This window comes from Pseudomonas sp. GW822-FHT02G04 (assembly GCF_058802085.1).
Map to the genome: position 1 here is coordinate 202,615 of NZ_JBXANU010000006.1, position 17,163 is coordinate 219,777.

Annotated in this window: 16 protein-coding genes; 10 read left to right on the forward strand and 6 right to left on the reverse strand. The window is 60.6% G+C overall.

Features of this window, described 5'->3' with window-relative positions:
* Window positions 1-7 precede the first annotated feature (7 nt).
* Together AC1RO5_RS11060 and AC1RO5_RS11065 are read right to left on the reverse strand one after the other, a co-directional pair.
* Window positions 8-724 (reverse strand): LrgB family protein, encoded by a 717-nt coding sequence (locus AC1RO5_RS11060; protein ID WP_493174893.1) that lies wholly within the window; start codon window positions 722-724, stop codon window positions 8-10.
* Window positions 721-1,083 (reverse strand): CidA/LrgA family protein, encoded by a 363-nt coding sequence (locus AC1RO5_RS11065; protein ID WP_493174894.1) that lies wholly within the window; start codon window positions 1,081-1,083, stop codon window positions 721-723. The genes AC1RO5_RS11060 and AC1RO5_RS11065 overlap by 4 nt, the downstream gene beginning before the upstream one ends.
* 194 nt (window positions 1,084-1,277) lie before the next feature.
* Between AC1RO5_RS11065 and AC1RO5_RS11070 the strand changes: the two genes are divergently transcribed.
* From AC1RO5_RS11070 to AC1RO5_RS11080, 3 genes are all read left to right on the forward strand, one after another.
* Window positions 1,278-1,733 carry a MaoC family dehydratase gene (locus tag AC1RO5_RS11070; RefSeq protein WP_205886531.1) on the forward strand — a complete coding sequence of 152 codons (456 nt, stop codon included), beginning with the start codon at window positions 1,278-1,280 and terminating at the stop codon, window positions 1,731-1,733.
* A gap of 115 nt (window positions 1,734-1,848) precedes the next feature.
* The gene (locus AC1RO5_RS11075) at window positions 1,849-3,564 is read left to right on the forward strand and encodes a C13 family peptidase (protein ID WP_493174895.1); all 1,716 of its coding nucleotides are present in this window, start codon (window positions 1,849-1,851) and stop codon (window positions 3,562-3,564) included.
* A 27-nt stretch (window positions 3,565-3,591) separates the two neighbouring features.
* Window positions 3,592-4,233, forward strand: a complete 642-nt coding sequence (locus AC1RO5_RS11080; RefSeq protein ID WP_477814553.1) for an oxidoreductase — start codon at window positions 3,592-3,594, stop codon at window positions 4,231-4,233.
* Window positions 4,234-4,389: 156 nt separating this feature from the next.
* On the opposite strand, the gene AC1RO5_RS11085 is transcribed toward AC1RO5_RS11080, so the two are convergent.
* The 4 genes from AC1RO5_RS11085 to AC1RO5_RS11100 all read right to left on the reverse strand — a co-directional run bounded on the left by AC1RO5_RS11085 (window position 4,390) and on the right by AC1RO5_RS11100 (window position 8,746).
* Complete coding sequence (locus AC1RO5_RS11085) at window positions 4,390-4,674, reverse strand: YceK/YidQ family lipoprotein (RefSeq protein WP_493174896.1); 285 nt, start codon at window positions 4,672-4,674, stop codon at window positions 4,390-4,392.
* Complete coding sequence (gene ubiX / locus AC1RO5_RS11090; protein ID WP_493174897.1) at window positions 4,667-5,299, reverse strand: flavin prenyltransferase UbiX; 633 nt, start codon at window positions 5,297-5,299, stop codon at window positions 4,667-4,669. The genes AC1RO5_RS11085 and ubiX overlap by 8 nt, the downstream gene beginning before the upstream one ends.
* Window positions 5,296-6,645, reverse strand: coding sequence for a UDP-N-acetylmuramate:L-alanyl-gamma-D-glutamyl-meso-diaminopimelate ligase (gene mpl, locus AC1RO5_RS11095; protein ID WP_493174898.1), 1,350 nt, complete (start codon window positions 6,643-6,645; stop codon window positions 5,296-5,298). The genes ubiX and mpl overlap by 4 nt, the downstream gene beginning before the upstream one ends.
* A 187-nt stretch (window positions 6,646-6,832) precedes the next feature.
* Entirely contained in the window at window positions 6,833-8,746 is a 1,914-nt protein-coding gene (locus tag AC1RO5_RS11100) for a sigma-54-dependent Fis family transcriptional regulator (protein WP_493174899.1), read from the reverse strand.
* 399 nt (window positions 8,747-9,145) lie between these two features.
* Here AC1RO5_RS11100 and exaC point away from each other — a divergent pair, with 399 nt between their 5' ends.
* From exaC to AC1RO5_RS11135, 7 genes are all read left to right on the forward strand, one after another.
* Window positions 9,146-10,666, forward strand: coding sequence for an acetaldehyde dehydrogenase ExaC (exaC, locus tag AC1RO5_RS11105; RefSeq protein WP_413695116.1), 1,521 nt, complete (start codon window positions 9,146-9,148; stop codon window positions 10,664-10,666).
* Between the two features lie 198 nt (window positions 10,667-10,864).
* Entirely contained in the window at window positions 10,865-12,235 is a 1,371-nt protein-coding gene (gene eat, locus AC1RO5_RS11110; protein WP_007933568.1) for an ethanolamine permease, read from the forward strand.
* A 115-nt stretch (window positions 12,236-12,350) separates the two neighbouring features.
* Entirely contained in the window at window positions 12,351-13,745 is a 1,395-nt protein-coding gene (locus AC1RO5_RS11115; protein ID WP_493174900.1) for an ethanolamine ammonia-lyase subunit EutB, read from the forward strand.
* A gap of 8 nt (window positions 13,746-13,753) precedes the next feature.
* Window positions 13,754-14,578, forward strand: a complete 825-nt coding sequence (gene eutC, locus AC1RO5_RS11120; protein ID WP_493174901.1) for an ethanolamine ammonia-lyase subunit EutC — start codon at window positions 13,754-13,756, stop codon at window positions 14,576-14,578.
* Between the two features lie 113 nt (window positions 14,579-14,691).
* The gene (locus AC1RO5_RS11125; protein WP_253418281.1) at window positions 14,692-15,153 is read left to right on the forward strand and encodes a GNAT family N-acetyltransferase; all 462 of its coding nucleotides are present in this window, start codon (window positions 14,692-14,694) and stop codon (window positions 15,151-15,153) included.
* 267 nt (window positions 15,154-15,420) lie between these two features.
* Window positions 15,421-16,077 carry a DedA family protein gene (locus AC1RO5_RS11130; RefSeq protein ID WP_019650877.1) on the forward strand — a complete coding sequence of 219 codons (657 nt, stop codon included), beginning with the start codon at window positions 15,421-15,423 and terminating at the stop codon, window positions 16,075-16,077.
* Between the two features lie 6 nt (window positions 16,078-16,083).
* A complete protein-coding gene (locus tag AC1RO5_RS11135; RefSeq protein WP_493174902.1) occupies window positions 16,084-16,896 on the forward strand; it encodes a M90 family metallopeptidase in 813 nt (270 codons plus the stop codon).
* The last annotated feature ends 267 nt before the right edge of the window (window positions 16,897-17,163 follow it).

The window sequence follows — 17,163 nt, forward strand, 5'->3', positions numbered from 1 at the left end:
CATTTCCTTACACCACCATCGACACCGCCAACGGCAGGAACACCGCCGTGGCCACGCCCATCAGACTCATCGCCAGCGCCGCGAAGGCGCCGCACTCTTCACTTTCCTGCAAGGCCACCGAGGTGCCGACCGCATGGGCGGTCATGCCCAGGGCCATACCGCGGGCCTCCGGGCTGTGGACGCCGAGACGGGTCAAAATACTCGGCCCGAAGATCGCTCCGATCACCCCGGTAATCAACACGAACACCGCCGCCAGCGCCGCGACGCCACCAATCTGCTCCGCCACCAGCATGGCAATCGGCGAGGTGACCGACTTGGGGGCCATGGTCATCAAGATCATGTGTTCGGCACCGAACCACCAACCCAACAGCACACCCATGCCCGTGGCGACCACCCCACCTATCACCAGCGTAGTAAATATCGGCCAGAACAACTGTCGAATCCGCCGCAGGTTGAGGTACAGCGGCACCGCCAGCGCAACGGTGGCCGGCCCAAGCAAAATACTGAGGATCTCGGTGCTCTTGCGATACTCAACGTAGCTCAGGCCGCAACTGACCAGCACGCCAATGACCAGCAACATGGAGACCAGCACCGGTTGCAGGAATATCCAGCGGGTTTTCTCGAACGCCGCCAGCACCAACTGATACGCACCCAGCGTAATGCCGATACCGAACAGTGGATGATGGATCACCGATGCCCAGGCGCCGTGCCAATCGAACATCATTGGTTGTCCTCGGGATGGGCGTGACGCTTGACCATGCGCTGCATCAGCACCCCGGCGAAGGCCATCGACAGCACCAGCGACAACACCAGCGCACCGGTGATCGCCCAGAAATCCGCGGCAATGTCAGTGGCATAAACCATCACCCCCACAGCCGGCGGCACCAGCAGCAACGGCAAGTAGCGCAGCAGGCTGCTGGCCGCAAGGTTCAGCGGTTCGCCGACTTGACCGCGACTAATCAGATACCCCAGCAGCAACAGCAGACCAATAATCGGCCCCGGCAGCACCGGCAATATCAAATGGTTGAGGGCAGTGCCGAGCAATTGAAACAGCACCAGCCAGGTCAGGCCACGTAACAACATCCATCCTCTCCCGCGCTCTCCCCCACCAAGCAGGGGCCAGACATTATAAGCACGCCCACGCTATGAATCGGCATTCGCCAAAAGCATGGTCAGTTGACCGGAGCAATTTGTCATGTTGATCTAAAGTGGTTCGCAGGGAGGTCAAGTCCCCCACTCGAAAAACTATAAATCCGATGAACCCAAGGAGAGTCTCAATGCCCTATGTTCCAGTTGCAGAGCTCAAAGATTATGTCGGCAAGGAACTCGGACGTTCCCAATGGCTCACCATCGACCAGGAACGCATCAACCTGTTCGCAGAAGCCACAGGCGATTATCAGTTCATCCATGTCGACCCGGTCAAAGCCGCGCAAACGCCTTTTGGCAGCACCATCGCCCATGGTTTCCTGTCGTTGTCGCTGATCCCCAAACTGATGGAAGACATCCTCATCCTGCCCCAAGGCGCGAAGATGGTGGTCAACTATGGCCTGGACAGCGTGCGTTTCATCCAGCCTGTGAAGGTCAATTCCAGGGTTCGACTCAAGGTCGACATGAACGACGTCACCGAGAAGAAACCCGGTCAATGGCTGCTCAAGGCCACCGCCACGCTGGAAATCGAAGGGTCGGACAAACCGGCGTATATCGCCGAGCCACTGTCCCTCTGCTTCGTCTGACACATGCCTGATTGCGAAGCAGCTCACGCTGTTTCGCGCTGTGTCTCTGCCGTGTCTCTATAAATGCGACACATAGCTGCGGCATACTCCGTCGCCTAATTGCCCGGATCCCGCTATGCGCTCACTTGCACTCCTTGCTCTGACTCTGTTGCTCACCGCTTGCGGCGATGGCAAATCGCTGTTGCCCCCCGACGCCCGCCTGCCGGACGGCGGACGCTATCGTGGTGATCTGGTCAACGGCTTGCTGCAAGGCGAGGGCCGCATCGATTACCCGAACGGCAGCTGGTACGCCGGCCAGTTCGACAAAGGCCAATGGCATGGCCAGGGCGAATGGCACGGCAGCAACGGCGAGGTCTATCGCGGGCAGTTCCAGCTGGGGCTGTTCGACGGCCAGGGCACGCTGACCACCACCGGCAGCAGCTACACCGGCGGTTTCAAGGCCGGTCGACGGGACGGTGAAGGCACCCTCAAGGAAAATGCCATGACCTACCGTGGCGAATTCAAGGCCGACCAATATTCAGGGCTCGGTCGTCTGGAACTCGAAGACGGCAGCCAGTACCAGGGTCAGTTCACCCACGGCAAACCCAACGGCGAAGGCCAGCGTAGCGATGCCAGCGGCAATCAGTTCACCGGGCATTTCGTCGATGGCCAGTTGGAAGGCAACGGTACTTTCAACAGCGCCGATGGCGATATCTACGTCGGCGGGTTCAAGAACAATCAACTGCATGGCAAAGGCCGCTACGAAAACGCCGATGGCGATGTCTGGATCGGTCAGTTCAAGGAAGGCGTACTGAACGGCAAGGGCGAGTTGATCGGCGCCGACGGCAGTCACTACATCGGTCAGTTCAGCGACTGGCGCTTCACCGGCCAGGGCCGCTTGAACCTGGCTGACGGCAGTTTCTATATCGGCCAGTTCGACGGCGACAACTATCAGGGCAAAGGCACGTTGGTGCTGACCGATGGCACGGTGCTGAGCGGCACCTGGATCAATAGTCAGCGCGTGCGCGACGCCGACGGCAAGCTGCTGCCCGACACCCTGGAACTCGGCTTGCTGGCCCAGGGCCGCTTGCTCGACGAAGCACTGGCCAACGTGCCGGCCTCGACTCCGGCGGTCGAACTGTACACCTTGACCCTGGGCGGTGACGGCAAGCAGAGCGTGTTCCTGCGCGAATCCGACTACGTCGCCAACATGCTCGCCAGCCGTTTCGGCGCCTTCGGCCAGATCCGTCTGGTCAACCATCGCGACCACCTCGGCGACCGGCCAATGGCCACCCGGGAAAACCTGCGTCGCGCCGCCCAGACGCTGGCCGAACGCAGTGGCCCGGAAGACTTGCTGTTCATTTACCTGACCAGTCATGGCTCCAGTGAACACGAACTGGTACTCGACCAGCCACGCATGGAACTGGCCGACCTGCCGGCCGACGAACTCGCCGCCGTCCTCGCGCCCCTGAAGAAGCGCGACAAGATTATCGTGATTTCGTCCTGTTATTCCGGCGGTTTCATCCCAGCCCTCAAGGATGAACACACCCTGATCATGACCGCCTCACGCGCCGACCGGGTGTCCTTCGGGTGTTCGGAAGAAGCCAACTTCACTTACTTCGGTGACGCACTGTTCGCCCAGGCGCTGAACCAGACCGATGATCTGGAGCAAGCCTTCAAACGGGCCAGTGCCACCGTGGCCGAACGTGAGCTGGCCGACAACTTCGAAGCCTCCGAACCACAGATCTGGGCACCGAAAACCGTGCTCGCCCACTGGCAATTGTTACGCAAGCAGCAGGCACGAAAGGCACTGCAAAGTGTCTCTATCAGCAAGGATGAAAAGAGCAACTAAGCTGAACAGTATCAAGGGGGAATTTTTATGTACTTGACGCCTCAGCATGTATTGCTTGCCGGAGCTACCGGGTTAACCGGTGAACATTTGCTTGACCGTCTGCTCAATGAGCCAACGATTGCACGCGTATTGGCACCCTCACGCCGGCCACTGGCCGAGCATCCTCACCTGGAAAACCCGGTCGGTGACCCGACGGTGTTTCTGCCGCAATTGAACGGTCGCGTCGACGTCGCCTACTGCTGCCTCGGTACTACGATCAAGCAGGCCGGCTCCGAGGAAGCGTTTCGCGCGGTGGACCTGGACATGGTCGTGGCCTTCGCCAAGCGTGCCCGGGAAATGGGCGCACGGCACCTGATCGTGATCAGTGCCTTGGGGGCCGATCGCAGATCCTCGATTTTCTACAACCGGGTTAAAGGCGAGATGGAACACGCATTGCGCGCGCAGAACTGGCCGCAGCTGACCATTTGCCGGCCTTCGCTGTTGCTGGGCGATCGCGCTGAGCCGCGACTGGCCGAACGGGTCGCCGGCCCGTTGTCGAAATTGATTCCGGGAAAATACCACGGCATCGAAGCCTGCCAACTGGCCCGCGCCATGTGGCGCCTGGCGCTGGAAGAGCAAGATGGCGTGCGGATTGTCGAGTCGGATGAGTTGCGCAAGTTAGGCAAGTGATTTCAGATCGATATCGGACCTGTGGCGAGGGGGCTTGCCCCCGTTCGGCTGCGAAGCAGTCGTAAATCCAGGCGATTTGGTGCAACTGAAGAAACGGAGGGCCGCTACGCGACCCAACGGGGGCAAGCCCCCTCGCCACAGGGAGCGCAGCTACCCTCACAATCCGCCGGTCGCCTGAAACCCAACACCTAAAACTGTCAACAACGACAACGGCAACAGCAGCGTGTCGAGCAACGCACTGGCCGGCAGATCAACGCCGGGATAGCTCGGCGCCTCTGCACCAAATCTGTCCATGGCGCAGCACCCGCCGTTCATTGCATACAAATCCAGACGCGTCCCCGAATACACCACCGGCGCCCCGGGTTTGGCGGCATCGAGGGTGCGCGCGGTGGCGCAGCCCGCCAGTTGCACCACCAGCAGAATGATCAGCAGCTTATTCATCACTGCTCAAATGGTGCTCGCCCCAACGCGGCAGCATGTCTTGCGGAATGTTCAGCAGATTGAGAATTCGCGCCACGACGAAGTCGATCAAGTCATCAATGGTTTGCGGCTGATGATAGAAGCCCGGCGATGCCGGCAGAATCGTCACACCCATGTTCGACAACTTGAGCATATTCTCCAGATGAATGCTCGAATACGGCGCCTCGCGCGGTACCAGAATCAGCTGGCGGCGCTCTTTCAACGTCACGTCGGCCGCCCGCTCGATCAAGTTGTTGCAGGCCCCGGTCGCGATAGCCGACAAGGTCCCGGTGGAACACGGCACCACCACCATCGCCGCTGGCGAGCCGGAGCCCGAAGCCACCGGCGACATCCAGTCTTCCTTGCCGTACACCCGAATCTGCCCGACGGCGGCGCCGGTGTATTCAGTGAGGAAGGCCTGCATCATCTGCGGCTTGGACGGCAGCGAGACATCGGTCTCGGTGGCCATCACCAGTTGCGCGGCCTTGGAAATCAGGAAGTGCACCTCGCGGTCTTCACGCACCAGGCAGTCGAGCAGGCGCAAGCCGTACTGGGCGCCCGAAGCGCCGGTCATCGCCAGCGTGATGCGTTCCGGACCATTGTTCATTGCAGCGCCTCGGCCAGTTTGCCGTGCAGGCCGCCGAAGCCGCCGTTGCTCATGATCACCACGTGAGTGCCGGGCTGGGCCTGGCTCTTCACGCGCTCGATGATGCCTTCCAGCGAATCGCTGACAATCGACGGCACCGTGCACAACGCCGCCGTGGCGCCCAGGTCCCAGCCGAGGTTGGCTGGCGAATACCAGATCACCTGATCGGCATCGACCACACTCTCCGGCAAGCCATCACGGTGAGCACCGAGCTTCATGGAGTTGGAGCGCGGCTCGATGATCGCAATCAACGGCGCATCGCCAATGCGCTTGCGCAGACCGTCGAGGGTGGTGGCAATGGCGGTCGGGTGGTGGGCGAAGTCGTCGTAGATGGTGATGCCACGGACTTCAGCGACTTTTTCCATCCGGCGCTTCACGCTTTTGAACGCGCTCAGTGCCGCGACGCCCATCGACGGCACGACGCCGACGTGACGCGCGGCGGCCAGGGTAGCCAAGGCGTTGGCGACGTTGTGCTGACCGGTCATGTCCCACTCGACCACGCCTTGAGCGACGCCTTCGAACATCACTTCGAACTTCGAGCCATCTTCACTGAGCAGTTTGACCTGCCATTGACCGCCGGCGCCGGTGGTTTGCACCGGGGTCCAGCAGCCCATCTCGATCACGCGCTGCAAAGCCGGCTCAGTGGTCGGATGGATCACCAGGCCTTCGCTCGGAATGGTCCGCACCAAATGGTGGAACTGTCGCTCGATGGCTGGCAGGTCGGGGAAGATGTCAGCGTGATCGAACTCCAGATTGTTCAGGATCGCCGTGCGCGGGCGGTAGTGAACGAACTTGGAGCGCTTGTCGAAAAACGCGCTGTCGTATTCGTCGGCTTCAATCACGAAGAACGGCGTATCGCCCAGACGCGCCGACACCGAGAAATTCTGCGGCACGCCACCGATCAGGAAACCCGGGCTCATGCCGGCGTGTTCCAGGACCCAGGCGAGCATGCTGCTGGTGGTGGTTTTGCCATGCGTGCCGGCAACCGCCAGCACCCAGCGGCCTTGCAGTACGTGATCCGCCAGCCATTGCGGGCCGGAGACATACGGCAGGCCTTTGTTCAGCACGTACTCGACGGCCGGGTTGCCGCGGGACATGGCATTGCCGATCACCACCAGGTCCGGGGCTGGATCGAGCTGCGCCGGGTCGTAACCTTGGGTCAACTCAATGCCCTGGGCTTGCAGCTGAGTGCTCATCGGCGGGTAGACGTTGGCATCGGAGCCGGTCACGCGATGGCCCAGCTCTTTGGCCAGAACCGCCATCGAACCCATGAAAGTGCCGCAAATACCAAGAATATGAATGTGCATAGTCGACCTCGTAAAACATGGCCGCAGGTTAGCGTAGGGAGGGGAAAATCGCACTCTTTAGCTGTAACCACGCTCGTTCCCACGCTCTGCGTGGGAATGCAGCAAGGGACGCTCTGCGTCCCAAAAGCGAACGCAGAGCGTCCAGGGAGGCATTCCCACGCAGAGCGTGGGAACGATCAGTCACAACCTAGCGGGCGATGCCGTGTTTGCGCAGCTTCCGGTAGAGGGTATTGCGGCTCACGCCCAGCTGCTCGGCTGTGTGAGTCATGTGCCAGCGCTGCTGTTCCAGTGCGTTGAGCAACGCCAACCGCTCGGCATCGTCCAGCGGATACCCTGACGGCTCTTCAATCGTCGCCACTGCTACCGGCCGGGCCTGACGAATCATCGCCGGCAAATCTTCCAGTCCGATCCGACCGCCGTCACACAGCGCCGCCAGGGTCCGCAGCACATTGCGCAACTGCCGCACGTTCCCCGGCCAGGCAAAATCCAGCAAGGCCTGCCGCGCCGCAGCATCAATCAGCACCGTCTCCCCGCCCGCCTCTTCGGCCAGCAGAAAGTCGAGCAACTGTGATTTATCCGTGCGCTCGCGCAACGCCGGCAATGCGACTTCCAGCCCATTGAGCCGGTAATACAAATCCTCGCGGAAACTGCCGTCCTGCACCCTTTCGAGCAAGTTGCGGTGAGTGGCGCTGATGATTCGCACATTGACCGACTCCGGCTCGCCGCCAATCGGCACCACCTGACGGTCTTCCAGCACCCTTAATAGCCGGGTTTGCATGCTCAGCGGCATGTCGCCGATTTCATCGAGGAATAAAGTCCCGCCATCGGCCTGCTGCAACTTACCGCGCATGCCTTCCTTGCGGGCACCGGTGAAACTGCCACCGCGATAGCCGAACAGCTCGCTTTCGATCAGGCTTTCGGGGATCGCCGCGCAATTGAGGGCGACGAACGATTTTTCCGCCCGTTGGCTGGCCTGATGCACGGCCTTGGCGAAAGCCTCCTTGCCACAGCCGGTTTCACCGTTGATCAGCAACGGCACGTCCCGTTCGAACACCCGCAAGGCCTTGCGGAAGTCTTCCTGCAGCGCGGCATCACCCAGGCAAATACCCGACAGCCGTGGACGCTCGACCACTGCCGGGCTTTGCACCACGGGTGCCGGAATGCTGCGCGGCTGCCCGCGCAATACAGCAAACAGCCGCCGCCCGTCGCGGGTGCGCAACGGCCAACTGGCGCTGGCATTGGCGCTCGCGCGGCCGAGCAACTCATCCAGTGAGCAATCGAAAAACGCTTCCACCGGTTGGCCCAACAGCCCGCCGCGAATATGCCCCAGCAAATTCAGCGCACTCTGATTGACCGCACAGATCCGCCCTTCCCCGTCGAACGCCAGCAACCCTTCGCTGAACAGCCCGACGGATTCGGCCTGCAAGTGAAAACGCAGCAGCCATTGATTGTCGAAGTAACGCAGGAAATAACAGCTCTCGATCATCTTCGCCGACAGATTGACCAGGGCCATAGTGTGAAACTGGCTCTGCCGCGAAACCTCGTGACGCGCCGAAGACACGTCGAGCACCGCCAACAGTTCGCCGTGAGGGTCGAACACCGGGCTTGCCGAGCAGGTCAGGCCGGTGTGGCGGCCGCGAAAGTGTTCGTCCTGGTGAATGGTCAGGGACTGGCGCTCTACCAGACAGGTGCCGATACCATTAGTGCCTTCGCAGGCTTCGCTCCAGTCGGCGCCAAGCCAAAGGCCGGCGCGTTCGAAAATCTTCCGTTCGGCGGGCGCGGTAACGCAGTTGAGGATCACCCCACGGACGTCGGTCAGCAGCACCGCGTGGCCGGCGCCGGAGAGTTGCTGGTGGAGGCTGGTCATTTCGTTGCCGGCGATCTGCAGCACCTGCTGCAAACGTTCGCGGCTTTCCAGGATGCGACCATGTTCCAGCACCGTCGGCGCCATGGTCAGGGCCGGGTCGAGGTGATAGTCCTCAAGGCAACGCAACCAGGAACGGGCAATGGACGGATCGCTGCCGGGGCCGTGCAGGTGGGATTTACCCTGGGTCACGGTCAACACTTGCTGGGCATGGCGACTCAAATGGTTGTCGTGCATTTCTTATTATTCTCCCCGATAGGTGAGTGCTTACCTATAACCACTTCCTGTGGCGAGGGGGCTGCTTCGCTGCCCAACGGGGGCAAGCCCCCTCGCCACGCAAGCTCCCTCGCCACAGAGGATTACCTGCGGGGCAATTTGAGGCCCAGCATCCTCCAGCCATCGACGCATTGCAATGCTGGCAAGACCCATTGGTCACAGGCTGTGCCACAAGCGGTACAAAGTGTCACACGGGTTGTACCGCAAGCGTCACAAGCACCGCCCAGCCGTCCGACAAAAAACACACAAGCCCTTGATTTACCTGACCCACAAGGCGGTGGCCCGACCTTTGCTCTACGCTTGTTACCGCGCTCTGGCGCGTCCTCCCTTATAAGCACAAAAGCCAAGGAGAAACCCATCATGCGTTACGCTCACCCCGGTACTGAAGGCGCTATCGTTTCGTTCAAGAGCAAGTACGGTAACTACATCGGCGGCGAGTTCGTCGCGCCTGTCAAAGGTCAGTACTTCACCAATACTTCGCCGGTCAACGGCCAGCCTATTGCCGAATTCCCGCGCTCCACGGCCGAAGACATCGAAAAAGCCCTGGACGCTGCCCATGCCGCCGCCGATGCCTGGGGCGCCACGTCCGCCCAGGCTCGTTCGCTGGTCCTGCTGAAAATCGCCGATCGCATCGAACAGAACCTGGAACTGCTGGCGATCACCGAATCCTGGGACAACGGCAAAGCCGTGCGCGAAACCCTCAACGCCGACATCCCGCTGGCCGCCGACCACTTCCGCTACTTCGCCGGTTGCATCCGCGCCCAGGAAGGCAGTGCCGCCGAAATCGACGGCAACACAGTGGCCTATCACATCCATGAACCGCTGGGCGTGGTCGGGCAGATCATCCCGTGGAACTTCCCGATTCTGATGGCCGCCTGGAAACTCGCCCCGGCCCTGGCTGCCGGTAACTGCATCGTTCTCAAACCTGCCGAGCAAACCCCGCTGGGCATTACCGTGCTGATGGAACTGATCGGCGACTTGCTGCCACCTGGCGTGCTCAACGTGGTGCAAGGCTTCGGCAAAGAAGCCGGGGAAGCCCTGGCCACCAGCAAACGCATCGCCAAGATCGCCTTCACCGGCTCGACCCCGGTCGGCTCGCACATCATGAAATGCGCCGCCGAAAACATCATTCCGTCCACCGTGGAGCTGGGTGGCAAGTCGCCGAACATCTTCTTCGCCGACATCATGCAAGCCGAACCGACCTTCATCGAAAAGGCGGCCGAAGGCCTGGTGCTGGCGTTCTTCAACCAGGGCGAAGTCTGCACCTGCCCGTCCCGCGCCTTGGTACAGGAGTCGATCTATGACGAGTTCATGAAAGTCGTCATGAATAAAGTCCTGCAGATCAAGCGTGGCGACCCGCTGGATACCGACACCATGGTCGGCGCCCAGGCGTCCGAGCAGCAATTCGACAAAATCCTTTCGTACCTGGAGATCGCCAAGGGCGAAGGTGCCGAACTGCTAACCGGCGGCAAGGTAGAAAAACTCGAGGGCAGCCTGGCGACCGGGTATTACATCCAGCCGACCCTGCTCAAGGGCACCAACAAAATGCGCGTGTTCCAGGAAGAAATCTTCGGCCCGGTGGTGAGCATCACCACCTTCAAGGACGAAGCCGAGGCCCTGGCCATCGCCAACGATACCGAGTTCGGCCTGGGTGCCGGCCTCTGGACCCGCGACATCAACCGCGCCTACCGCGTGGGCCGCGCCATCAAGGCCGGTCGCGTGTGGACCAACTGCTACCACCTGTACCCGGCACACGCCGCGTTCGGTGGTTACAAAAAGTCCGGCGTCGGCCGTGAAACCCACAAAATGATGCTCGATCACTATCAGCAGACCAAAAACCTGCTGGTGAGCTACGACATCAATCCGTTGGGTTTCTTCTAACGCGACGCGATACCGCGTAACGGCTTTCGCGGGCAAGCCTCGCTCCTACAGGAGCATGGCTTGCCAGCGAAGGCGCCCCCATTAACACCATCCACAGCGCCCTGCCGGTATGGCATGGGCTTTGCGTGCCCGCTCTACACCTGAACGCCATACCTGAAAGTCCAATAGATCAAACAATAAAAAAGACAGAGAGGACTTATGACTTCTACTACACAGCTCAAACCCACACTCGGCACCCTGCATCTATGGGGCATTGCCGTCGGCCTGGTGATTTCCGGCGAGTATTTCGGCTGGAGTTACGGCTGGGGCACCGCAGGCACCCTGGGTTTTCTCGTCACCGCATTGATGGTGGCGACGATGTACACCTGCTTCATCTTCAGTTTCACCGAATTAACCACCGCCATTCCCCACGCGGGCGGGCCGTTTGCCTACAGCCGCCGGGCCTTCGGCGAGCGCGGCGGACTGATCGCCGGCATCGCCACCCTGATCGAATTCGTCTTTGCGCCACCGGCGATTGCCATGGCCATCGGCGCCTACCTCAACGTGCAGTACCCGGAACTGGACCCGAAGGTCGCCGCCGTAGGTGCCTATTTCGTGTTCATGACCCTGAATATCCTCGGCGTCAGCATCGCGGCCACCTTCGAACTGGTGGTCACCGTGCTCGCCGTCGCCGAATTGCTGGTGTTCATGGGTGTGGTCGCACCGGGCTTCAGCTTCAGTAACTTCGTGCTCAACGGCTGGTCGGGCGCCAATGAATTCAGCATGGCCTCGATTCCCGGCATCTTTGCGGCCATCCCGTTCGCGATCTGGTTTTTCCTCGCCATTGAAGGCGCAGCCATGGCCGCCGAAGAAGCCAAGGACCCGAAACGCACGATTCCCAAGGCTTACGTCAGCGGCATTCTGACCCTGGTGTTCCTCGCCATCGGCGTGATGGTCATGGCGGGCGGTGTCGGCGACTGGCGTCAACTGTCGAACATCAACGACCCGCTGCCTCAGGCGATGAAAGCCGTGGTCGGCAACAATTCAAGCTGGATGCACATGCTGGTGTGGATCGGCCTGTTCGGCCTGGTGGCGAGTTTCCACGGAATCATTCTGGGTTATTCGCGGCAGTTCTTCGCCCTGGCTCGCGCCGGTTACCTGCCGGCCTCCCTGGCCAAACTGTCGCGCTTCCAGACCCCGCACCGGGCGATCCTGGCGGGCGGCGTGATCGGCATCGCGGCGATCTACAGCGACGGCCTGGTCAACCTGCAAGGCATGACGCTGACGGCTGCGATGATCACCATGTCGGTATTCGGCGCCATCGTGATGTACATCATCAGTATGCTGAGCCTGTTCAAACTGCGTAAAACCGAGCCAAACCTGGAACGCACCTTCCGTGCGCCGGGCTATCCGATCGTGCCAGGCATCGCGCTGTTTCTGGCGGTGGTATGCCTGGTGGCGATGGCCTGGTTCAACACGCTGATCGGCTGCGTGTTCCTCGGTTTCATGGTGGCCGGCTACCTGTACTTCCAACTGACCGCCAAGCAACGTGCCGATGCACCGGCGGATGCGATGCTCGAAGGAGTCTGAATTGCACCGGCGCCGGGCTGACTCCCGGCGCCTGCCATATTGAAGTGCACAAGATCACCCACAGGGGTTCGGCGGTGCATTTGAGATATTTATTGAATCAGGAGGACACCGCCCCATGGCCGTATTTGCCCATACCGTCGGCGCCCAGACCTACCGCTTCAACAGCCTCAAGGATGTCATGGCCAAAGCCAGCCCGGCGCGCTCCGGGGACTTTCTGGCCGGCGTTGCCGCCCTCAACGATGGCGAGCGAGTGGCCGCGCAGATGGCCCTGGCCAACACCCCGCTGACCCACTTCCTGGACGAAGTGCTGATTCCTTACGAGGCCGATGAAGTCACCCGACTGATCATCGACACCCACGACAAGCAAGCCTTCAAGGTGGTCAGCCACCTCACCGTCGGCGGTTTCCGCGACTGGCTGCTCAGCGAAGCCGCCGACGAACAGAGCCTGCGCGCACTCGCCCCCGGCCTAACCCCGGAAATGGTCGCCGCCGTGTCGAAGATCATGCGCGTGCAGGACCTGGTGCTGGTGGCGCAGAAAATCCGCGTGGTCACCCAGTTCCGCGGCACCCTGGGCCTGCGCGGCCGGCTCTCGACGCGCCTGCAACCCAATCACCCCACCGACGAACCGGCCGGCATCGCCGCCAGCATTCTCGACGGCCTGCTGTACGGCAACGGTGACGCAATGATCGGCATCAACCCGGCCACCGACAGCATCGCTTCGATCTGCGCCATTCTGGAAATGCTCGACGCGATCATCCAGCGCTACGACATTCCGACACAGGCCTGCGTGCTGACCCACGTCACCACCTCCATCGAGGCAGTGAATCGCGGGGTTCCGCTGGACCTTGTGTTCCAGTCGATTGCCGGCACCGAAGCGGCCAACGCCAGTTTCGGTATTAACCTCAACGTTTTACAGGAAGGCTATGAAGCGGGTTTGAGCCTGAATCGCGGCACTCTGGGCCAAAACCTGATGTATTTCGAGACCGGCCAAGGCAGTGCCTTGTCGGCCAACGCCCACCACGGCATCGATCAACAGACCTGTGAAACCCGCGCCTACGCCGTGGCACGGCATTTCAAACCGTTTCTGGTGAACACCGTCGTAGGCTTCATCGGCCCGGAATACCTCTATAACGGTAAACAGATCATCCGCGCCGGCCTCGAAGACCACTTCTGCGGCAAGCTGCTGGGCGTACCCATGGGCTGCGATATCTGTTACACCAACCATGCCGAAGCCGACCAGGACGACATGGACACTCTGCTGACCTTGCTGGGCGTAGCCGGGATCAACTTCATCATGGGCATCCCCGGCTCCGACGACATCATGCTCAATTACCAGACCACCTCGTTCCACGACGCCCTCTACGCCCGGCAAACCCTGGGCCTGAAACCGGCGCCAGAGTTTGAACAATGGCTGGCGAACATGGGCATCTTCACCCAGGCAGACGGCAAAATTCGCTTCGGCAACAGCCTGCCGCCGGCCTTCCGCCAGGCATTGGCGCAACTGGGATGAGTGTTGATATGGATAAACCACCCGTCGATCCGCAAAACCCATGGCTGGAACTGCGTCGCCTGACCCCTGCGCGAATTGCACTGGGCCGCACCGGCACCAGTATGCCGACCAGCGCGCAGCTGGATTTCCAGTACGCCCATGCCCAGGCCCGGGACGCGGTACACCTGCCCTTCGACCACACGGGGCTCAGTTCGCAACTGACCGAGCGTGGACGTGAGAGTTTGCTGCTGCACAGTGCCGCCACGGATCGGAACAGCTATTTGCAGCGCCCCGATTTGGGGCGCAAGTTGAGTGACGAGTCGGCGCAGACACTGCGTGATTACGCGCGAGCCAATCCTGGCGGGGTGGATCTGGCCGTGGTGGTGGCCGATGGTCTCTCGGCACTGGCCGTTCATCGCCACACCTTGCCGTTTCTGGCACGCATGGAAGAACAGACAGCTATTGAAGGCTGGTCCCTGTCGCCGGTGATTCTGGTGGAACAAGGCCGGGTTGCGGTGGCTGACGAGATTGGCGAGCTGCTGGGCGCAAAAATGGTGGTCATTCTGATCGGCGAGCGCCCCGGATTAAGCTCGCCAGACAGCCTGGGGCTGTATTTCACCTATAATCCCAAGGTCGGACTGACGGATGCCTACCGCAACTGCATCTCGAATGTCCGGCTCGAAGGCTTGAGTTACGGCATGGCGGCACACCGTTTGCTGTATTTGATGCGAGAAGCCTGTCGGCGGCAGTTATCAGGGGTCAGTCTGAAGGACGAAGCCCAGGTTCAGACGCTGGAGTCGGACACAGGAGCAGACTTGAAAGGTAATTTCCTACTCAGCCCGTCGGATGCCTGAACCGTTTCCGCATTGCGTTTCTATTCTGGTTTAAGGCAGGATCGATGCACGGCCGCCAAGGGTTTCCTATCGCCGTCACCATGTAAGACAGCCACTTGAAGACGAGACCTACCATGCGGATTATTCAAGCGACCCTCGAACACCTGGACCTGCTGACCCCGTTGTTCGTCAAATATCGCGAGTTTTACGGTTCCCTGCCGTATCCGGACTCGTCCCGAGCGTTCCTCGAAAAGCGCCTGCGGCGCAAAGAGTCGGTGATCTACCTGGCCCTGGCCGATGACGACAACAACAAACTGATGGGTTTCTGTCAGTTGTACCCGAGCTTTTCGTCTCTTTCGCTCAAACGCGTATGGATCCTCAACGACATCTACGTCGCCGAAGACGCCCGCCGCCAGTTGGTGGCCGACAACCTGATCCGCACCGCGAAGAAAATGGCCAAGGAAACCAATGCCGTGCGCATGCGCGTATCCACCAGCAGCAACAACGAAGTCGCGCAGAAAACCTACGAATCCATCGGGTTCAGGGAGGACACCGAGTTCAAGAACTACGTGTTGCCGATCAGTGACGGACTTTAAGGTCACCAAAAAGATCGCAGCCTTCGGCAGCTCTACATTGACCGGGGCGACCTCGAACCTGTAGGAGCTGCCAAAGGCTGCGAACTTTTCCGACAAACTCCGCAACACATTGACATTCCTCGCTACAAACTCGACGCGTTTTTCACTTTTCACCCCGTATAATGCCCACACCTCACGGCTCGTAAGAAAAATTACACCCCGCTGTAGTCTTACGCGAAGCCATCCGCACAGGCCTGCTGAGTCGGGCCATCACCACAGGTGCTTTCCATGGATTTCAACCCGATCGACGTTATTCTGCATCTCGATGTTTACCTCGAGATGCTGGTGAACAACTACGGAGCATGGATCTACGCCATCCTGTTTATGGTGATCTTCTGCGAAACCGGTCTGGTGGTGATGCCGTTCCTGCCGGGCGATTCCCTGTTGTTCATCGCGGGCGCCGTGGCGGCCGGTGGCGGCATGGATCCGGTACTGCTGGGCGGTCTGCTGATGCTGGCGGCGATCCTCGGCGACAGTACCAACTACGTGATCGGCCGCACCGTCGGCGAACGGCTGTTCAGCAACCCGAACTCGAAAATCTTCCGCCGCGACTACCTGCAACAAACCCACGATTTCTACGACAAACATGGCGGCAAAACCGTGACCCTGGCGCGTTTCATGCCAATCATCCGTACCTTTGCCCCGTTCGTCGCCGGCGTTGGCAAAATGCCTTACCCGCGTTTCTTCGCCTTCAGCGTTTTCGGCACCATCCTCTGGGTGGGTGGCCTGGTAACCCTCGGTTACTTCTTCGGCAACGTACCGTTCATCAAGAAAAACCTGTCGCTGCTGGTGGTGGGTATCATCCTGGTGTCGCTGCTACCGATGATCATTGGCGTGATCCGCAGCCGCCTCGCTAATGCCGCGTCCAAAGCTGAACCCCGCTGACTGACGATGTGGTCCCTTAGCGCCTGGCGACGCCGGCGCACCCTGGCCAGGCATCCGATTGCCGACGACATGTGGCAACGGGTGCGTCATCACCTGAGTTTCCTCGATGGCATCAGCGCGGCCGAAGACCATTGGCTGCGCGAAGCCAGCGTGCTGTTCCTGCAAGACAAACACCTGACCGCCCTGCCCGGCGTCGAACTGCACCAGGAACAACGCCTACTGCTCGCCGCCCAGGCCCAATTGCCGCTCATGCATTTGGGCGATCTGAACTGGTATCAGGGCTTTCACGAAGTCATCCTCTACCCCGACGATTTCCTCAGCCCCCAGCGCCATCGCGATGCCAGCGGCGTCGAACACGAATGGGATGGTGAACACAGCGGCGAAGCCTGGCAGCAAGGCCCGATCATCCTCGCCTGGCCCGGCGTGATGGCCAGCGGTGGCTGGGAAGGCTACAACCTGGTGATCCACGAACTCGCGCACAAACTCGACATGCTCAACGGCAGCGCCAACGGCCTGCCACCGCTGCACGCCGACATGCGCGTCAGCGACTGGGCCAAGGTCATGCAGGAAGCCTATGACGACCTCGACCGGCAACTGGAGCGCAACCCCGACGCTGAAACCGCCATTGACCCGTACGCGGCGGAAAACCCCGCCGAGTTCTTCGCGGTTACCAGCGAATACTTCTTCAGCGCCCCGGATCTGCTGCATGAGGCTTATCCACAGGTCTACGAGCAGTTGAAGTTGTTTTACCGTCAGGATCCGCTGGCCCGTCTACGGCAACTTCTAGCCGAAGACCCGGTCTATCAGGCACGCGACTAGTGCCCAGCCTCACAGATACGTTGCTCTTTTGACGAGTGGCCGTTGTGGTCAGGCAAGGCGCCGCGACGAGTCATAGCTGGCTATGGCGAGGAGCGGCAACGCAGCATGACCGCAACGGACGCCGTCAAAAAGCGACAGTATCTGTGAGGCTGGGCACCTGGGTCTCTACGACCCTAGGTGCATGGCATCAACGGCGGAATATGCCTATAATCGCCGCCACTTTTTGGTCAATCCGGCCAAGTGTTTTTGGTCAACTAACGGGGGCAC

Excerpts from the sequence above, each read along its gene's own strand:
- AC1RO5_RS11060 (WP_493174893.1), bottom strand. The coding sequence starts at position 724 with ATGATGTTCGATTGGCACGGCGCCTGGGCATCGGTGATCCATCATCCA.
- AC1RO5_RS11065 (WP_493174894.1), bottom strand. The coding sequence starts at position 1,083 with ATGTTGTTACGTGGCCTGACCTGGCTGGTGCTGTTTCAATTGCTCGGC.
- AC1RO5_RS11070 (WP_205886531.1), top strand. The coding sequence starts at position 1,278 with ATGCCCTATGTTCCAGTTGCAGAGCTCAAAGATTATGTCGGCAAGGAA.
- AC1RO5_RS11075 (WP_493174895.1), top strand. The coding sequence starts at position 1,849 with ATGCGCTCACTTGCACTCCTTGCTCTGACTCTGTTGCTCACCGCTTGC.
- AC1RO5_RS11080 (WP_477814553.1), top strand. The coding sequence starts at position 3,592 with ATGTACTTGACGCCTCAGCATGTATTGCTTGCCGGAGCTACCGGGTTA.
- AC1RO5_RS11085 (WP_493174896.1), bottom strand. The coding sequence starts at position 4,674 with ATGAATAAGCTGCTGATCATTCTGCTGGTGGTGCAACTGGCGGGCTGC.
- ubiX (WP_493174897.1), bottom strand. The coding sequence starts at position 5,299 with ATGAACAATGGTCCGGAACGCATCACGCTGGCGATGACCGGCGCTTCG.
- mpl (WP_493174898.1), bottom strand. The coding sequence starts at position 6,645 with ATGCACATTCATATTCTTGGTATTTGCGGCACTTTCATGGGTTCGATG.
- AC1RO5_RS11100 (WP_493174899.1), bottom strand. The coding sequence starts at position 8,746 with ATGCACGACAACCATTTGAGTCGCCATGCCCAGCAAGTGTTGACCGTG.
- exaC (WP_413695116.1), top strand. The coding sequence starts at position 9,146 with ATGCGTTACGCTCACCCCGGTACTGAAGGCGCTATCGTTTCGTTCAAG.
- eat (WP_007933568.1), top strand. The coding sequence starts at position 10,865 with ATGACTTCTACTACACAGCTCAAACCCACACTCGGCACCCTGCATCTA.
- AC1RO5_RS11115 (WP_493174900.1), top strand. The coding sequence starts at position 12,351 with ATGGCCGTATTTGCCCATACCGTCGGCGCCCAGACCTACCGCTTCAAC.
- eutC (WP_493174901.1), top strand. The coding sequence starts at position 13,754 with ATGGATAAACCACCCGTCGATCCGCAAAACCCATGGCTGGAACTGCGT.
- AC1RO5_RS11125 (WP_253418281.1), top strand. The coding sequence starts at position 14,692 with ATGCGGATTATTCAAGCGACCCTCGAACACCTGGACCTGCTGACCCCG.
- AC1RO5_RS11130 (WP_019650877.1), top strand. The coding sequence starts at position 15,421 with ATGGATTTCAACCCGATCGACGTTATTCTGCATCTCGATGTTTACCTC.
- AC1RO5_RS11135 (WP_493174902.1), top strand. The coding sequence starts at position 16,084 with ATGTGGTCCCTTAGCGCCTGGCGACGCCGGCGCACCCTGGCCAGGCAT.